This is a genomic window from Pradoshia sp. TA40_28, assembly GCF_059694525.1.
Genome location: NZ_JCATZO010000002.1, coordinates 50161 through 65336, shown reverse-complemented (window position 1 = coordinate 65336; position 15176 = coordinate 50161). Strand labels below are relative to the sequence as shown.

Below are 15176 nucleotides of genomic sequence, written 5' to 3'. Positions count from 1 at the left end.
TTAACTTTTTGGTGTTATGTCGGAAGAGGGTATCTCTAATACTGCCTCCAGCGAAGAATCCTTCTTGCTCCGCTGAAATCGTACTTTATCTCTGGCATTAGGTTAAGTCTGTTGTCAGAGGCTTCTCTATAGGAACTTCAACTTTTTCTTTTTTGGCCTCTTTGTTTTTAGTTGGCAGGAAAAAGGACAGTATGAGCGCGACAGCAAATATGGCAATGAGGATATAGGCCATGTTTTGAATAGCGAATGTCAATCCGTCTGAGGAAGCTTTAGCCATTAAGTCATCAAAGGTAACGCCGAGCGATGTGAGTTCAGTTGTCAGCGATTCATCCACTTTTTCCCCGCCTGAAATGCCTGCTTGTTCAACAGCGCCCATTAATGCCGGATCCACTCCGGCTTGTTCTGCTTGTGTCTGCAAGGAAGAATTCGTAAAGATGCTAGTCAAATAGGAAAATAGAACAATCCCTGTTACAGAACCTAATGGAGCACCGAAATCTCGGATGAATGAGAATAATCCTGAGCCGGATCCATATTTTTCTTGTGGCATTACACTTAGGGCATTTTTTATGAATATGGGCGTTGCTGAACCAAGCCCGAAACCGAATAACATCGCAAGCAACGAAACATTCGAGAAGGATGTGGAGACTGTGATGAAGGAAAATAGGACCAATGTTACAATCGGTAAGCTTAGGACAAAATTGAGCAGTTTCTTGTTATTGAATTTATCAATCAACTTTCCGAATAGCAAGGATCCGCACACCGATGCCGCGTATATGAACATATAGAACAATCCAGATTCACTCACATCGCCGCCAGGCCTGGTTGATATGAAAAAGTTCATTGCGTATATGAAGGCTTGGTAGGCGGCCTGAATGATTAGATTTATAAGAATGATTTGAGCGAAAAGCCTTTTTTTCAATAAGGAGAGCTCAAGGATCGGCTGGGCATTCCTGTTTTCCATAAACCAGAGAATGACGGCTGCTCCTACGCCGCATGCCAATACGCTAAGCGTATAAATGGAGCCGATTCCAAAGTTTGAGACCATTGTGGAAACAGACAATAAACATCCTGTACATATGATGATCAGCAAGGTGCCAATGAAATTCAATTTGACCTTTCCGGTTCCTTTTGATTCTGGTACAAAGAATTTCACTACAAACAAACCCAGCAAAGCCAGGGCGGCGCTGATCCAATAAATGATGGTCCAGCCATAAATTTTCACCAAAAATCCTGCAATAACAGCGCCCGTGGTGGATGCGATTCCTTGAACAGCCGTGAAGATGCCGGATGCAAAACCCCTTTTTTCAGGAGGAAAAATGATGCCGATATAAGCGATAGCTATAGGGAGGATACAGGCAACCGCAAAGCCTTGGAATACACGGGCAACAAGAAAGAATGAGAAGTTGGGACTTAGAGCGGCAGCTACCTCTGAAATAGTGAATACCGTCATTCCAAATAGCAATACCCGTTTTCTCCCAAGCTGGTCTGAAACTCTTCCAGCAATCGGATAAAGGGCAGTAGAGGCAATATAAAATGAGAGAATGATTAAGCCTGATAAGTGGGTAGGAATCTGAAAATGTTGAGAAATGGCAGGGATTGCGGGAGCTTGAAACACCATTGCTTCGATTGCGATAAATGCCCCAAAAACAAGAGCCTGTTCATATGGAAAAAAGAGTGATTGTATTTGAAATTGAGAGCATGAACCCGGCGGATATAACTATTGCTGATAGTATGATTTTTAATAGCCCGCCTTTTTCAGGATACTCAGATCATACGGTTAAAATGGATTTCAACTCATGGGATATCGTCCAAAAAGTGCCTGTTGGTAAAATTAAGTCATATGAGTTGGAAGAGGGTACATTAAAGTTAACATTATCTTTATAAGAGAGAGCTGGGATTTCCGTTCAAATACGGAAGTTCTAGTTTTAGTTAATTATTCATTCGCTTTAAAGGAATTAAATCTTCCTAAAGTAATTGCTGAAACACAAATGGCAAATACCGCTTCCGAAAGACTCTGAGAAAGAGTAGGTATGAAATTAGAACGAACGATTAATAGATTGGAGCTGAGCAGGCAATCTATTCGATTAAATAATCCTGATTAAATTGAAATAATCTTTCATCAGCAATTTCAGCTAGATGGTACGTCAACTATGGAAAAAAATTATTTTAAAAAGATGGTTTGGCATTACTTGCCTACTATACTTAATCAATTATTCTTTTTATTTCAATCCTTCTTATTATACATGTAAGCTTTTCTAACAATTTTTTGTCTAAAAAATCAGAATTTTGTAAAAACGATAGGTAGTTAGCCTTAATTTAACGGAAGACGTTTCCTGTTCTATCTATTTTACGCTATAATTATGAATCATAACCAATAGATTGCGTCATATCTTTTAGCATATAAATGACGCTATTTCAAAATGATTGAATATTCCCTCTCTTTACTCCAAAGATACTTCACGAAATCATCGCTGCAAAGCAGACTTGATCAAAATTACTCTCGTATTATGGACAACCATCCGCACATGATAGGCTGAATCACCAAGAATTTCAGCTACCTTTCAATTTCAGCAACATTCGTTTTAACCGCATTACATACGTAAGAACCTTTTACATGCATTTACGGAAGGTTTCTTTCACATTCTCTTTTTTAGATAGGCTGCAAAACCTGAAGTTATCATCTCTATTATAGTCAGGTTGAAGGGTGTATCTGCCAGTGAGCGGCTCAGGGTCGAGCCCAATCTAGAGATGATGTAAGAGAGATTCCCGCAAAGGATGCTAAAGAAGCCATTTTAAGAAGGAGGTTTTTTACATGAGTATGACAGAAGTTAATATTCAGAAAAATTTTCAAGAAGTCTTTAAGGGTCTGACAAAGCAGGAAGCGAATGAGGAGTCGAACCGCTGTCTGTATTGTTATGATGCACCATGTATTCAGGCATGTCCGACAGGAATCAATATCCCATCATTCATTAAAAAAATTGCGACAAATAATTTAAAAGGTTCGGCTAAAACGATCATGACAGCAAATCCTATGGGTGCAAGCTGTGCACGGGTTTGTCCTACGGAAGAATTATGTGAGGGGGCATGCGTTCTTAACCATTCCACAAAACCGATTATGATTGGCAATCTTCAGCGATATGCGACGGATTGGGCGATGAGGAATGAACAGCTATTGTTCAAGGCAGGCAAATCTAATGGTAAATCGGTTGCAATCGTCGGCGGAGGACCTGCCGGATTATCGGCTGCCAGGGAACTAGCCTTACTTGGCTATAAGGTAGTTGTCTTTGAAGCACAAGATAATGCAGGAGGATTAAATACGTATGGAATCGTCTCATTCAGGCTACCGCAAGCCGTTTCCTTTTGGGAAGTCGAACAAGTAAGCGGACTAGGGGTTGAAATCCGGACAGGGCAGCGAGTGGGTGTTGACATTCAAGCTGAGGAGATTCTTGCAAGCTATGATTATACGCTTTTAGCTGCGGGAATGTCGCATGTCCCAAACCTTGGTATTAAGGGAGAAGAGCTAGATGGAGTCTATGACGCTATCGAGTTTGTAAAAGAAACGAAAGTTCATCCGGGAAAAACTCATCTGGTGGGCAAAAAGGCCATTGTTATCGGGGCTGGTAATACAGCGATTGATGCTGCTACTTGTTCCGTTCGGCTTGGGGCAGAAAACGTCAAAATAGCATATAGACGGACAGAAGAAGAAATGACAGCTTATGAGTTTGAATATGAATTTGCCAAGCAAGAAGGTGTTGAATTCAGGTGGCTGACAGCACCAATTGAGATTATTGGCAATGAAGAGGGAAAAGTGACTGGAATTAAATGCATCAAGATGAAGCTCGACAAAGCGGACGGGGATGGCCGTTCACGACCAGTTCCTGTCCAGGGGACCGAATTTATTCTTGAAACTGATGCTGTCATTAAAGCCATTGGTCAAACAAGACATACCAGCCTAATCGAACAATTCGGGATCCATCACGAAGGTGGCGTAGCCATCGTTGATCCTAAAACTTATCAAACTTCGAATGAGAAGGTTTCTGCCTGTGGGGATTGCATTTTCGGCTATGGTCAGGGAGAAGCGATGGTTGTATCGGCTGCCCAGCAAGGAAAGGAAGCAGCTTATCGAATCCATCATTTATTGTCACCGTCAATGGAGGAGGAAGCGCAGATTTTATAAGGAAGAAAAGCATGCAAAGACAGGGGAGGTTTTTGATATGGCAGATTTAAAGATAAATCTTGGGGGGATTAAATCACCAAATCCATTCTGGCTGGCTTCTGCGCCGCCGACCAATTCCGGCTATCAGGTACAAAGAGCGTTTGAGGCTGGTTGGGGAGGAGCCGTTTGGAAAACACTTGGCGACCCAATCTTAAATGTATCGTCACGGTTTGCCGCTGTTCATTTTAACGGACAGCGTGTAGCTGGATTCAATAATATTGAGCTCATTACGGACCGCCCGCTTGAAGTCAACCTAAAGGAAATTTACGAAACGAAGAAGCGCTTTCCGAATCATGCCATTATTGCCTCACTCATGGTGGAGCCAAAGCAGGAGAAATGGCATGAGATAGTGAAGCGTGTTGAGGAAGTTGGAGTAGATGGTCTAGAACTGAATTTCGGATGCCCTCATGGAATGGCTGAAAGGGGGATGGGCGCTGCCTCAGGGCAGGTGCCAGAGCTTGTCGAACGTCAAACTTATTGGGCAAAGGAAGTAGCTAAGACACCTGTCATTGTAAAATTGACTCCTAATATTACGGATATCACCGCTACAGCAGAAGCAGCAGTCAATGGAGGAGCAGATGCTATCAGCATGATTAATACCATTAATAGCCTGGCTGGGGTCGATATTGATACCTGGGATACGATTCCACATGTGGCTGGAAAGGGTGCTCATGGTGGTTATTGCGGACCGGCTGTTAAACCAATCGCGCTGAATATGGTAGGTGAATGTGCCCGCAATCCGCATATAATGGTTCCTATCTCCGGGATTGGCGGGATCTCGACATGGCAAGATGCTGTTGAATTCATGTTGATGGGAGCGACAGGGGTACAAGTATGTACAGCTGCGATGCATCATGGGTTCAGCATTGTTGAGGACATGATCGAAGGCTTATCTAACTATCTTGATGACAAAGGGATTGGATCAGTTATGGAGCTTGTCGGGAAGTCTGTTAACAAGTATTCCGACTGGGGAAATCTTGATCTTAATTATAAGGTTGTTGCCCGTATTAATCAGGAAAATTGTATACATTGCAATAAATGTCATATTGCCTGTGAAGACACTTCTCACCAGTGCATTGATCTATTAAAGGATGCGAATGGTGCGAGCTATGTACAGGTAAGGGAGGAAGACTGTGTAGGGTGCAATCTTTGTTCCATCGTATGCCCGGCTGAAGGTGCCATTGATATGTTGGAGTTACCAAACACTTTGCCACCGATGACCTGGAATGAACGGCAGGCAGCTCTTCAGGGAAGCGTGATGGGGAAATAGGGAGTAAGTAAGATACTATTCTAAGGGGAGATAAGGATGAAAAAGATTATTAAAAATGGCGTTATTGTAACGGCGACGGATACGTATGAAGCTGATATTGAAATCAATGAAGGGATCATCACCCAAATTGGCAAGAATTTGGGTGAGAGTGATGCAGAGATTATTGATGCAAAGGGTTCTTATATCTTTCCGGGAGGCATTGACCCACACACCCACTTAGACATGCCATTTGGAGGCACGGTCACAAAGGATGATTTTGAAAGTGGAACGAAGGCGGCGGCTTTCGGAGGAACGACCACAATCATCGATTTTTGTCTAACTTCTAAAGGAGTACCGTTAAAGGATGCTGTAAAAACATGGCATGAAAAATCAGAAGATAAAGCAGTTATTGATTATGGATTCCATCTTCAAATCGTTGAAATGACCGATCGTGTTCTGACTGAGCTGCCGGTGATTTCAAAGGAGGAAGGGATTACCTCCTTTAAGGTCTTTATGGCATATAAAAATCAATTCCAAGCGGATGATGAAACGCTCTTTAAAACGCTGATAGCCGGCAAGGAGCTTGGCGCACTTGTCATGGTTCACGCCGAAAATGGAGATGTCATTGATTATCTCGTGAAAAAGGCTCTCGCTGAAGGGAATACCGATCCGATTTATCATGCGCTTACTAGACCGCCAGAAGTAGAGGGAGAAGCAACAGGAAGGGCCGCTACTTTGACGGGATTAGCAGATTCACAATTATATGTCGTCCATGTCTCCTGTGCGGAAGCAGCGCAGAAGATTGCCGAGGCGAGAGCGAACGGGATCAATATATGGGGTGAAACATGCCCGCAATATTTAGTGCTTGACCAAAGCTATCTGGAGAAAGCTGATTTTGAAGGGGCCAAATATGTATGGTCGCCTCCACTAAGGGAGAAATGGAATCAGGATGTGCTCTGGAATGCCCTGAAAACAGGACAATTGCAGACAATCGGATCAGACCAATGTTCCTTTGATTTTAACGGCCAAAAGAATATTGGCAAGAATGATTTTTCTAAAATACCGAATGGCGGGCCGCTTATTGAAGATAGGGTCAGTATTCTTTACTCAGAAGGAGTTGATAAAGGCCGCATTACCTTGAATCAATTTGTTGATTTGGTTTCCACACGTGCAGCCAAGCTGTTTGGCTTATATCCGAAAAAAGGGACAATCGCCATTGGGGCAGATGCAGATGTGGTTCTCTTTGATCCGAATGTGGAGCGGGTTATATCTGCTGAAACCCATCACATGGCTGTTGATTACAACCCATTTGAAGGAATGAAGGTGAAAGGTGAGCCTGTCTCTGTGTTATCAAGAGGAGAATTCGTCATTAAGGATAAACAGTTTGTCGGTAAACCGGGAGCCGGCCAATACATTAAGCGGGCTAAGTATCAAGAAACATTGACGGCAAGGGAGACAGCTATATTGTCTAAATAATAATAAGGATGTGTGCCGGAATGGAAAAGAAGACTAATTATTTGAAGTCTCCCGATTTACTTCCCATTAAGTATGAAGATCGAAAAATAGGACCGTTCGGTTTTGCTGTTATTTGGGTAGGGATGGCTATTGTACTCGCCGCCTTTGCTATAGGCGGAGGCGGTATTGTTAACCTACCTTTGGGTATGGTCATTCTGGCCACGATTATCGGTTCTATTGCTATTGGGATATTAATGACAATCATTGGAGACATCGGCGTGGAACATGGTCTATCTTTTCCGGTTTATATGAGAGCACCTTTTGGGACAATTGGAACGCATATCCCATCCATTGTACGGGGAGTTACCGCCTCTTGCTGGTTTGGAATCAATACGTATTTTGGCTCAACAGCTATTAATTCCGTGTTAAATCTCCTGTTTGGTTTTGATAATTGGATTCTCTGTTTTCTTTTGTTCACGGCCTTTCAGCTGGTTAACACGGCGATGGGCATCAAGTCCATTGAACGGTTTGCTGATTTGGCTGCACCCGTTATCATCCTAATCTCTTGCTGGATGTACATCACCCTTGCTGATAAGGCTGAATCATCTGGGCGGGATATTTGGTCATGGGTGGAGAGTCCGGCTGCAGGGGGTTCCGCTTTTACGGCTTTTATGATTGTCGTGATGGCCAATATGGGATTTTGGGCGACGCTTGCTGCTGATATGCCAACCCTCTCAAGGTTTTTTAAAGCGCCTAAGAACGAGAGAAGTTGGTTTAAACGCAATAAGACGCAATTATTCGGAAGCCTGATTGTGATGCCTATTTTCAATACCCTTATGATTGTCATTGGAGCTGTCGCGTATATAGCAGTCGGCACATCTGATCCAATTGTTGCACTTCAAGAATCGGCAAGTGGAATTGTGCTCGGCATCCTATTGTTGATGATTGTATTGGCGCAGTGGTCGACTAATACGTCCGCGAATGTCATTCCGGCAGCGACCATTTTCTCGAATGTAGGAGGACCGAAAGTGCCATTTTGGGTTGGTGTCGTAATTGCGGGTATTATCGGAATCATCGCGCAGCCTTGGAGCCTTTTTGATGTTTTGAATTCAGTTCTATTGATTATCGGTGGGATTTTGAGTTCCATTGTCGGCATCCTATTCGCAGATTATTATTTACTTCGGAAACGCAGGGTTCATGTTAAGGACCTTTATGAATTGAACGGTCAGTTTCATTATTGGAAAGGCGTTAATATGGCTGGATTTATCTCCTGGGTTGTAGGAGGAACAGCGGCAAATCTGTTGTCAGCTTATTCTTCGCTTGTCGGCTTCATTGTTGGAGGTGCACTCTATTATATTCTGGCCAGGTACTGGTGGTTTGCGAAGTATCCTCAGGCAGAGCTGATTGATCCGAGTGATGAAAAATATTTAGGTCTTACAGCCGGGAGAGATTGGGAGATTGACGAGAATGAGACAGCCGGATTACTTAAGACAGAAACAATTTCTGAGCAAATTTAGAAGGAGGCTATCTCTTATGTCAGATTACACGCAGTACTTAGAAGAGAAGAAGCGAATAGATACTTTCCTTGAACAGGGCTATATCATCAAGTCTATCATGGAAAATTTGAATGGTGCCTATGTAGAATTCAGTAGTCAGGAGCGCATGCAAGATCCATATGAAAAGCATATTCTTCATGTCACTTCACCGGATGCGAGAAAATATTTCTCCGTCAAGCTGATCGAACAGCAGGCCTCCTTGAAGAATAAGATTTAGCCATTTATAAAAAGGAGAGTGAGTGGTTAGTGGAAAGTCAAAAACTATTAATCAACGGGAAACGCTTAAAGGAATCGCTAGAAGCTTTTGCGCAATTTGGCCATACCGACAATAACGGAGTGACAAGATTGGCCTTATCAGAGGAGGACCGAGCTGCCAGAGATTATTTGCGGGATTGCTGTGTTGAGCTAGGCCTTGAGGTCAAGCATGATGACCTAGGAAATATATACGCTACCTTAAAGGGCAAAGAAGATAAACCACCTATCCTGATTGGATCGCATCTTGATTCTGTAAAAAAGGGAGGAAGATTTGACGGGGTTTTAGGGGTTGCGGCCGGACTAGAGGTGGTCAGAACACTAATCGAAAATAAAATAACGCCCCGCGTACCAATTACCATTGTTAACTTTACGAATGAGGAGGGAGCTCGTTTTGAACCTTCCATGATGTCATCTGGTATACTGTCGGGAAAATTTGACAAAGATACCATGCTTCAAAAAAAGGATGCGGATGGAATTACCTTTAAGGAAGCCTTGAAATCGATAGGCTATGCAGGAGATGAGGAAAACAGACTAAAAGAGGGAACGGCCTTTTTAGAGCTTCATATTGAGCAAGGTCCGATTTTGGAACAGGAATCTCTGTCCGTTGGAATCGTTGGGTGTGTCGTTGGGATGGTTTGTTATGAGTGGGAGATTAGCGGGGAATCAGATCATGCAGGAACAACTCCAATGTCGATGAGAGAGGATGCCTTATTCACTGCCAATGATATTATCAGTGAAATACGCAGCCAATTAAGTGATTTGGATGCTGAATTGGTCTATACAGTTGGACGCATGAATGTCTGGCCCAATATTCATACCGTCATACCTGAGAAGGCAGTCTTTTCCTTAGAGGCGAGACATCAAGATCCCAAAGTGATCAAGAAGGTTGAGGAGACGATTCGGAAGATTAAGGACTCCTATCAACTGAAAGAATGCCGCGTAGAGATTAGGAAACTATGGGGAAGAGAAACCGTGTTTTTTAGTGAGGAACTATGCAAACAGCTCACAAAAGCAGCGGAGACATTAGGCTATTCGTATAAGGAAATGGTTAGTGGAGCAGGACATGACGCTCAGTTCATAGCTTCCTATATTCCTACTGCGATGGTGTTTGTCCCAAGTGTGAATGGAAAAAGTCATACTGAAGTGGAGCTAACATCCTGGGAGGATTGCGAAAAAGGGGTAAATGTTCTTCTCGAAGCAATCCTTGATATGCAGAACGGCTGATGAATGCGAACATGCTGGGCGAAAGACTTTTGTTTAAATACGAACTAATGGGAGGAAGCAAATATGTCGATGATCAAAGAGGAAACACAGGTATTGAAGAATTACATAAATGGTGAGTGGGTGGACGCAAAAGCCGCTGATACATTGGATGTTCCAAATCCGGCAACAGGTGAGGTGCTCGCTCGAGTTCCCCTTTCTACTCTTGAAGATGTAGATAATGCGGTGCAAGTAGCAAGTGTTGCTTTTAAGAAATGGAGGAATGTACCTGTTCCTAAGCGTGCCCGTATTCTTTATAAATATCACTATCTCTTAACGGAACATCATGAAGAGCTTGCAAGGCTTGTAGTAAAAGAAAATGGAAAGGCCTACAAAGAAGCATATGGGGAGGTTCAGCGAGGAATTGAGTGTGTCGAATACGCTGCTGGGGCTCCGACTTTAATGATGGGTGAAACCTTGTCGAATATTGCAGAGGATATTGATTCGGAAATGTACCGTTATCCGCATGGGGTAGTCGGTGGCATTGCCCCCTTTAATTTTCCGATGATGGTTCCTCTCTGGATGTTCCCGCTTGCGATTGCTTGTGGCAATACATTTATTCTCAAACCGTCGGAGCGGACACCGCTGCTTGCGAATAAGCTGGCAGAACTATTTACAGCAGCAGGTGCCCCGAAAGGTGTGCTGAATGTTGTGCATGGTGCACATGATGTTGTGAATGGGCTGCTTGATCATCCAGATGTAAAAGCAATTTCCTTTGTCGGCTCACAGCCGGTCGCGAAATATGTGTATAGCCGTGCTGCAGCGAATGGGAAAAGAGTACAGGCTCTCTCCGGTGCAAAAAATCATCATATTGTAATGCCCGATGCAGATGTGAAAAAGGCAGCCGGGAATATCATCAGCTCTTCCTTCGGTAGTGCTGGTCAGCGTTGCATGGCTTGCAGCGCGGTTGTCATTGTTGGTGAGGGGCAGGCATTTACCGAGGAGCTGAAAAGACAGGCAGATGAGCTGACGATCGGAAATGGAATGGATGAAGATGTCTTATTAACTCCTGTTATTAGAGAAGAGCAACGGAAGAAACTTTTAGGTTATATTGAAAAAGGCTTGAAAGAGGGGGCAGATTTAATTCGGGACGGCAGAAGCGAAGCGGAATTGGAAAGGGAAGGCTATTTCCTAGGACCAACTATATTTGATCATGTGAAGCCTGAAATGACAGTTGCTAAGGAAGAAATGTTCGGTCCTATCCTAAGTCTGCTCCGTGCTGATTCACTAGATGAGGCTCTAGAGTTTATCAAAAAGTCTAAATATGGCAATGGGGCAACAATTTATACGAAAGATGCCCGTGCAGTTAGGCAGTTCCGAGAAGAAGCGGATGCGGGAATGCTTGGAATTAATGTCGGAGTTCCGGCTACGATGGCCTTTTTTCCTTTCTCCGGTTGGAAGGATTCCTTTTATGGAGACCTTCATGTGAACGGCAAAGACGGAGTTAATTTCTATACACGCAAGAAAATGATTACGTCCAGATTTGATTATTAATGAAAGGGGGAGACAGATAGCAATGGGAGAGGTTAAGGAAGAGACAGATTTACTGACAAAGGATAAGGAGTATGTATGGCATTCCATGAAACCATATAATCCGGACGCAACCATGATTGCCGAGCAGGCGAAAGGATGCTGGGTCACAGACGCAAATGGCAACCGATTGATTGATGCGATGGCAGGCCTTTGGTGTGTCAATATCGGATATGGCCGTGAGGAACTCGCCGAGACGGCCTATGAACAATTAAAGAAATTGGCTTATTTCCCACTGAGCCAAAGCCATCCTCCTGCCATTGAACTTGCTGAAAAGCTTAATAATATGCTTGGCGGCGACTATGTTGTTTTCTTTTCTAACAGTGGGTCTGAAGCAAATGAAGCTGCTTTTAAAATAGCGAGGCAATATCATGCCCAAAAGGGGGAGCATTCCCGCTATAAATTCATCTCACGTTATCGCTCCTACCACGGCAATTCAATGGGTGCACTTGCGGCAACAGGACAAGCCCAGCGTAAATATAAGTATGAACCGCTCGCACCGGGATTTATTCACGTAGCTCCGCCTGACTCGTACCGAGGCCCGGAAGAAGATGACAGCCAGTCGCAAGAACTGCAATCGGTAAAGGATATGGACCAGGTAATGACGTGGGAATTAAGTGAGACAATCGCCGGGGTTATTATGGAGCCAATCATTACGGGTGGAGGAGTGCTCATGCCGCCAGAAGGGTATATGGCCGGTGTCCGCGAACTCTGTGATAAACATGGGGCTTTATTAATTGCCGATGAGGTGATTTGTGGATTTGGAAGGACAGGTGAACCGTTTGGATTTATGAATTACGGCGTGAAGCCCGATATTGTCACGATGGCAAAAGGAATTACAAGTGGGTATCTTCCATTATCAGCGACAGCAGTAAAAAGAGAAATCTATGAAGCCTTCCAGGGCGTGGAGGAATACGATTATTTCCGACATGTAAATACTTTTGGTGGAAACCCAGCGGCTTGTGCACTTGCTTTAAAAAATCTCGAAATCATGGAACAAGAAGGATTATATGAAAATTCGAAAATACTTGGAGAATATATGAAGGAGCGTCTTGAAAAGTCGATTGGCAATCACTCTTTTGTCGGAAATATCCGCGGAAAGGGGCTCCTTATTGGAATCGAGCTTGTTACGGATAAGGAGACAAAATCTCCACTGGAGATAAATGCAGTCAATCAAGTTATTGCCGGGTGTAAAGAAAAAGGTGTGCTGATTGGCAAAAACGGGGCAACGGTCGCAGGCTTTAATAATGTTCTTACCCTGGCACCGCCATTGTGTATAACTAAGGAAGAAGCAGATATCGTGTGCACGGCAGTTGCGGAGGCAATAGAAGCTTTGTAAGAAAAAGAGCTGGCGATCATTCATTTACAAAGTTTAGAGACTTATTAGTGAGGAAATTAGTCATCAACAAATCATTATAATGGATCAGCATTAAATCAATCCTGCTAAAAAAGGTTGCTTATTTGATTAAAAAAAGAAAGCCGTGAGGCTTTCTTTTTTTACTTAGATATAAATTGTTGAGTCCAAATGTGACCGTCTTTAGCATAACCTACGCCAATATGAGTATACTTTGTACTCAATATATTCGCTCTGTGACCGGAGCTATTCATCCACGATTTTACGACCTGTTCTGGAGTCGTTTGTCCTTTGGCAATATTTTCCGCAGCTGCTTTATAGCTGATGCCAAAGTTCTTAATCATATCAAATGGTGAACCATACACAGGACTAGTATGGCTAAAGTATTTATTATCCTTCATATCTTCTGACTTGTATCTTGCAACTCTGGCAAGCTCCCAATCATATTGTAATTCTTTTAAACCTTGTTTAGTTCTTTCAGCATTAACGAGTCTGATGACTTCTTGCTCGTATGCTTTTATATCATCCTGGGTAGGAATAGTAATCTTTTGTCCGGGATAAATGAGGTTAATATTTGAGATTTGCGTATTCGCAGCAATTAGTTCACTGATCCCTGTCTCTGTTTTGACTGCAATTTTCCATAAAGTATCCCCAGATACAACCGTATATTGGTAGTCTGCAAAAGCAGAGGCTGTAGGGAGCAATAAAGTGGTTGTGAGTGCAACGGCTATAATTTTTTTCTTCATCTTTCCTCTCCTTATAAATTTTTGATACAAATTTCATTATATAAAAAGATGGAAATAAATTGGGTTGTAAATAATAGGAAGCTAATTTCCTCTATAATTAATCCTTACTAGAAATAGATTTCTACGTAATTGGTAGTTTGTGGTTTAAGTGATTGGAGTGTGAAAAAGGAGGGTCCAATGACCGTTCGTTTTAGGGATATTTCTTGCTTAACTATAATTCACTGGGTGAGAATTACTAGCCGGTTCGAAGACCTTTGCATCAACCTACAGAAAGGGCATTAGCTAGAGAAGTATAAATCAAAAAAAGTATATATAGAAAATATCAAAATATGACAATTTTGAAAACAGACTATCCCTTCCATCTGTAAGTCTTTTATACTAGAAGTAGATAGGTGGAAAGGAGGTCCATAATATGAAAAAACAGTTAATTGGAATTAGTGCCATATTAGTCATATCAGGCTGCGGTGCTCCAGATTTATTCTTGAATAATAACCACCAAGCAAATATTGAGAGCGTGATTGACCAGAAAACAGTACATACGTATATAGAGAAAGCGATAGCACATCTTAGTACAGCTCCAAATTATAATCAGGCAGATGTTGAAGAACGATTAATGAAGATGGCAAGCGATTCTTTTCATATCCCAGTTAATGAAGTCAGAAAGATATACACAGCTTATGAATATAATGAATAAAGGGATATGAATCAATAAAGCGAGATGATATTTGTGACCACTTAAATTAAAGCGCTTACATATATAACTTTCCTTACTTTATCCAAATTTGTATTAACAACGATGCTAAATGGGTAATAAACTATAAGAGGGTTAATACAGAGAGGAAGTGGCACTATGAGTCTCCAAACCGTTCTTTTTGACTTTGATGGAACCATTGCCGATACTTTACCTGTATGTTTTGATGCATTTAGGTATGTATTTAATAAATATGATCAAAGAAATATAACGAATGAAGAGATTATTGAATTATTTGGTCCAAATGAGGATTTTATTATAAGAAAACATCTGCGAAACAAGGGAAAAATAGAGGATGCTATAGAAGATTTTTATGATCAATACGAAAAAGGGCATAATCGGGAGTTTGAATGCTTAACAGAAATTCAGGAAATGCTGGATGTTTTAAAGGATATGGATGTTAATCTTGGTATTATTACAGGAAAAAGCAGAAGGTCCTTAACCTTATCATTAGAGACTTTGAATCTATATGATTATTTTGATGTGACCATTTCCGGAGATGAAGTGAAAGAAAATAAACCCAGTCCGGAGGGAATCCAAAAAGCATTAAAGTTACTCCACAATGAACCTTCTCAGGCATTATTTGTTGGAGATAGCCAAGTTGATATCGAGGCAGGGTCTGCGGCAAAAGTAACAACGATTGCAGCTCAATGGTTTAGTACGATTCAACCTATAACGTATCAAACAAAGCCTACTCATATATGTAAAACATTGCCTGATTTTATTAAATTGATAAAAAAATATAAATATAATCCTGGGAGTAAGCTTCAAAAATGATAAACGTCTATAATAGCCTTTTTATTT

General features: G+C 42.1%; 13 protein-coding genes. 11 read left to right on the top strand and 2 right to left on the bottom strand.

Going from position 1 to position 15176, the window contains the following annotated elements:
* Positions 1 to 97 precede the first annotated feature (97 nt).
* Complete coding sequence (locus AC58NB_RS02360; protein WP_497425211.1) at positions 98 to 1615, bottom strand: MFS transporter; 1518 nt, start codon at positions 1613 to 1615, stop codon at positions 98 to 100.
* A gap of 20 nt (positions 1616 to 1635) precedes the next feature.
* Between AC58NB_RS02360 and AC58NB_RS02355 the strand changes: the two genes are divergently transcribed.
* The 9 genes from AC58NB_RS02355 to AC58NB_RS02315 all read left to right on the top strand — a co-directional run bounded on the left by AC58NB_RS02355 (position 1636) and on the right by AC58NB_RS02315 (position 12860).
* Positions 1636 to 1884 (top strand): hypothetical protein, encoded by a 249-nt coding sequence (locus AC58NB_RS02355; RefSeq protein ID WP_497425210.1) that lies wholly within the window; start codon positions 1636 to 1638, stop codon positions 1882 to 1884.
* A gap of 928 nt (positions 1885 to 2812) precedes the next feature.
* Entirely contained in the window at positions 2813 to 4177 is a 1365-nt protein-coding gene (locus tag AC58NB_RS02350) for an NAD(P)-dependent oxidoreductase (protein ID WP_497425209.1), read from the top strand.
* 37 nt (positions 4178 to 4214) lie between these two features.
* On the top strand, positions 4215 to 5486 hold the full coding sequence (gene preA, locus AC58NB_RS02345; protein WP_497425208.1) for an NAD-dependent dihydropyrimidine dehydrogenase subunit PreA: 1272 nt from the start codon (positions 4215 to 4217) through the stop codon (positions 5484 to 5486).
* Between the two features lie 36 nt (positions 5487 to 5522).
* A complete protein-coding gene (gene hydA, locus AC58NB_RS02340) occupies positions 5523 to 6941 on the top strand; it encodes a dihydropyrimidinase (RefSeq protein WP_497425207.1) in 1419 nt (472 codons plus the stop codon).
* 20 nt (positions 6942 to 6961) lie between these two features.
* Complete coding sequence (locus tag AC58NB_RS02335; RefSeq protein WP_497425206.1) at positions 6962 to 8437, top strand: NCS1 family transporter; 1476 nt, start codon at positions 6962 to 6964, stop codon at positions 8435 to 8437.
* Between the two features lie 16 nt (positions 8438 to 8453).
* Entirely contained in the window at positions 8454 to 8693 is a 240-nt protein-coding gene (locus AC58NB_RS02330; protein WP_497425205.1) for a hypothetical protein, read from the top strand.
* 29 nt (positions 8694 to 8722) lie between these two features.
* On the top strand, positions 8723 to 9955 hold the full coding sequence (locus tag AC58NB_RS02325; RefSeq protein ID WP_497425204.1) for a Zn-dependent hydrolase: 1233 nt from the start codon (positions 8723 to 8725) through the stop codon (positions 9953 to 9955).
* A 63-nt stretch (positions 9956 to 10018) separates the two neighbouring features.
* Positions 10019 to 11485 (top strand): CoA-acylating methylmalonate-semialdehyde dehydrogenase, encoded by a 1467-nt coding sequence (locus AC58NB_RS02320; protein ID WP_497425203.1) that lies wholly within the window; start codon positions 10019 to 10021, stop codon positions 11483 to 11485.
* 22 nt (positions 11486 to 11507) lie between these two features.
* The gene (locus AC58NB_RS02315; RefSeq protein ID WP_497425202.1) at positions 11508 to 12860 is read left to right on the top strand and encodes an aspartate aminotransferase family protein; all 1353 of its coding nucleotides are present in this window, start codon (positions 11508 to 11510) and stop codon (positions 12858 to 12860) included.
* Positions 12861 to 13018: 158 nt separating this feature from the next.
* Here the strand turns inward: AC58NB_RS02315 and safA are convergent, their stop codons facing one another.
* A complete protein-coding gene (safA, locus tag AC58NB_RS02310; RefSeq protein ID WP_497425201.1) occupies positions 13019 to 13621 on the bottom strand; it encodes a SafA/ExsA family spore coat assembly protein in 603 nt (200 codons plus the stop codon).
* 412 nt (positions 13622 to 14033) lie between these two features.
* Between safA and AC58NB_RS02305 the strand changes: the two genes are divergently transcribed.
* Entirely contained in the window at positions 14034 to 14315 is a 282-nt protein-coding gene (locus tag AC58NB_RS02305) for a hypothetical protein (RefSeq protein ID WP_497425200.1), read from the top strand.
* A gap of 156 nt (positions 14316 to 14471) precedes the next feature.
* Positions 14472 to 15149 (top strand): HAD family hydrolase, encoded by a 678-nt coding sequence (locus AC58NB_RS02300; protein WP_497425199.1) that lies wholly within the window; start codon positions 14472 to 14474, stop codon positions 15147 to 15149.
* The last annotated feature ends 27 nt before the right edge of the window (positions 15150 to 15176 follow it).

What these genes read in the sequence shown, in the direction of transcription:
- AC58NB_RS02355 (WP_497425210.1), top strand. Translation starts at nt 1,636, where the DNA reads ATGCCCCAAAAACAAGAGCCTGTTCATATGGAAAAAAGAGTGATTGTA.
- AC58NB_RS02350 (WP_497425209.1), top strand. Translation starts at nt 2,813, where the DNA reads ATGAGTATGACAGAAGTTAATATTCAGAAAAATTTTCAAGAAGTCTTT.
- preA (WP_497425208.1), top strand. Translation starts at nt 4,215, where the DNA reads ATGGCAGATTTAAAGATAAATCTTGGGGGGATTAAATCACCAAATCCA.
- hydA (WP_497425207.1), top strand. Translation starts at nt 5,523, where the DNA reads ATGAAAAAGATTATTAAAAATGGCGTTATTGTAACGGCGACGGATACG.
- AC58NB_RS02335 (WP_497425206.1), top strand. Translation starts at nt 6,962, where the DNA reads ATGGAAAAGAAGACTAATTATTTGAAGTCTCCCGATTTACTTCCCATT.
- AC58NB_RS02330 (WP_497425205.1), top strand. Translation starts at nt 8,454, where the DNA reads ATGTCAGATTACACGCAGTACTTAGAAGAGAAGAAGCGAATAGATACT.
- AC58NB_RS02320 (WP_497425203.1), top strand. Translation starts at nt 10,019, where the DNA reads ATGTCGATGATCAAAGAGGAAACACAGGTATTGAAGAATTACATAAAT.
- AC58NB_RS02315 (WP_497425202.1), top strand. Translation starts at nt 11,508, where the DNA reads ATGGGAGAGGTTAAGGAAGAGACAGATTTACTGACAAAGGATAAGGAG.
- safA (WP_497425201.1), bottom strand. Translation starts at nt 13,621, where the DNA reads ATGAAGAAAAAAATTATAGCCGTTGCACTCACAACCACTTTATTGCTC.
- AC58NB_RS02305 (WP_497425200.1), top strand. Translation starts at nt 14,034, where the DNA reads ATGAAAAAACAGTTAATTGGAATTAGTGCCATATTAGTCATATCAGGC.
- AC58NB_RS02300 (WP_497425199.1), top strand. Translation starts at nt 14,472, where the DNA reads ATGAGTCTCCAAACCGTTCTTTTTGACTTTGATGGAACCATTGCCGAT.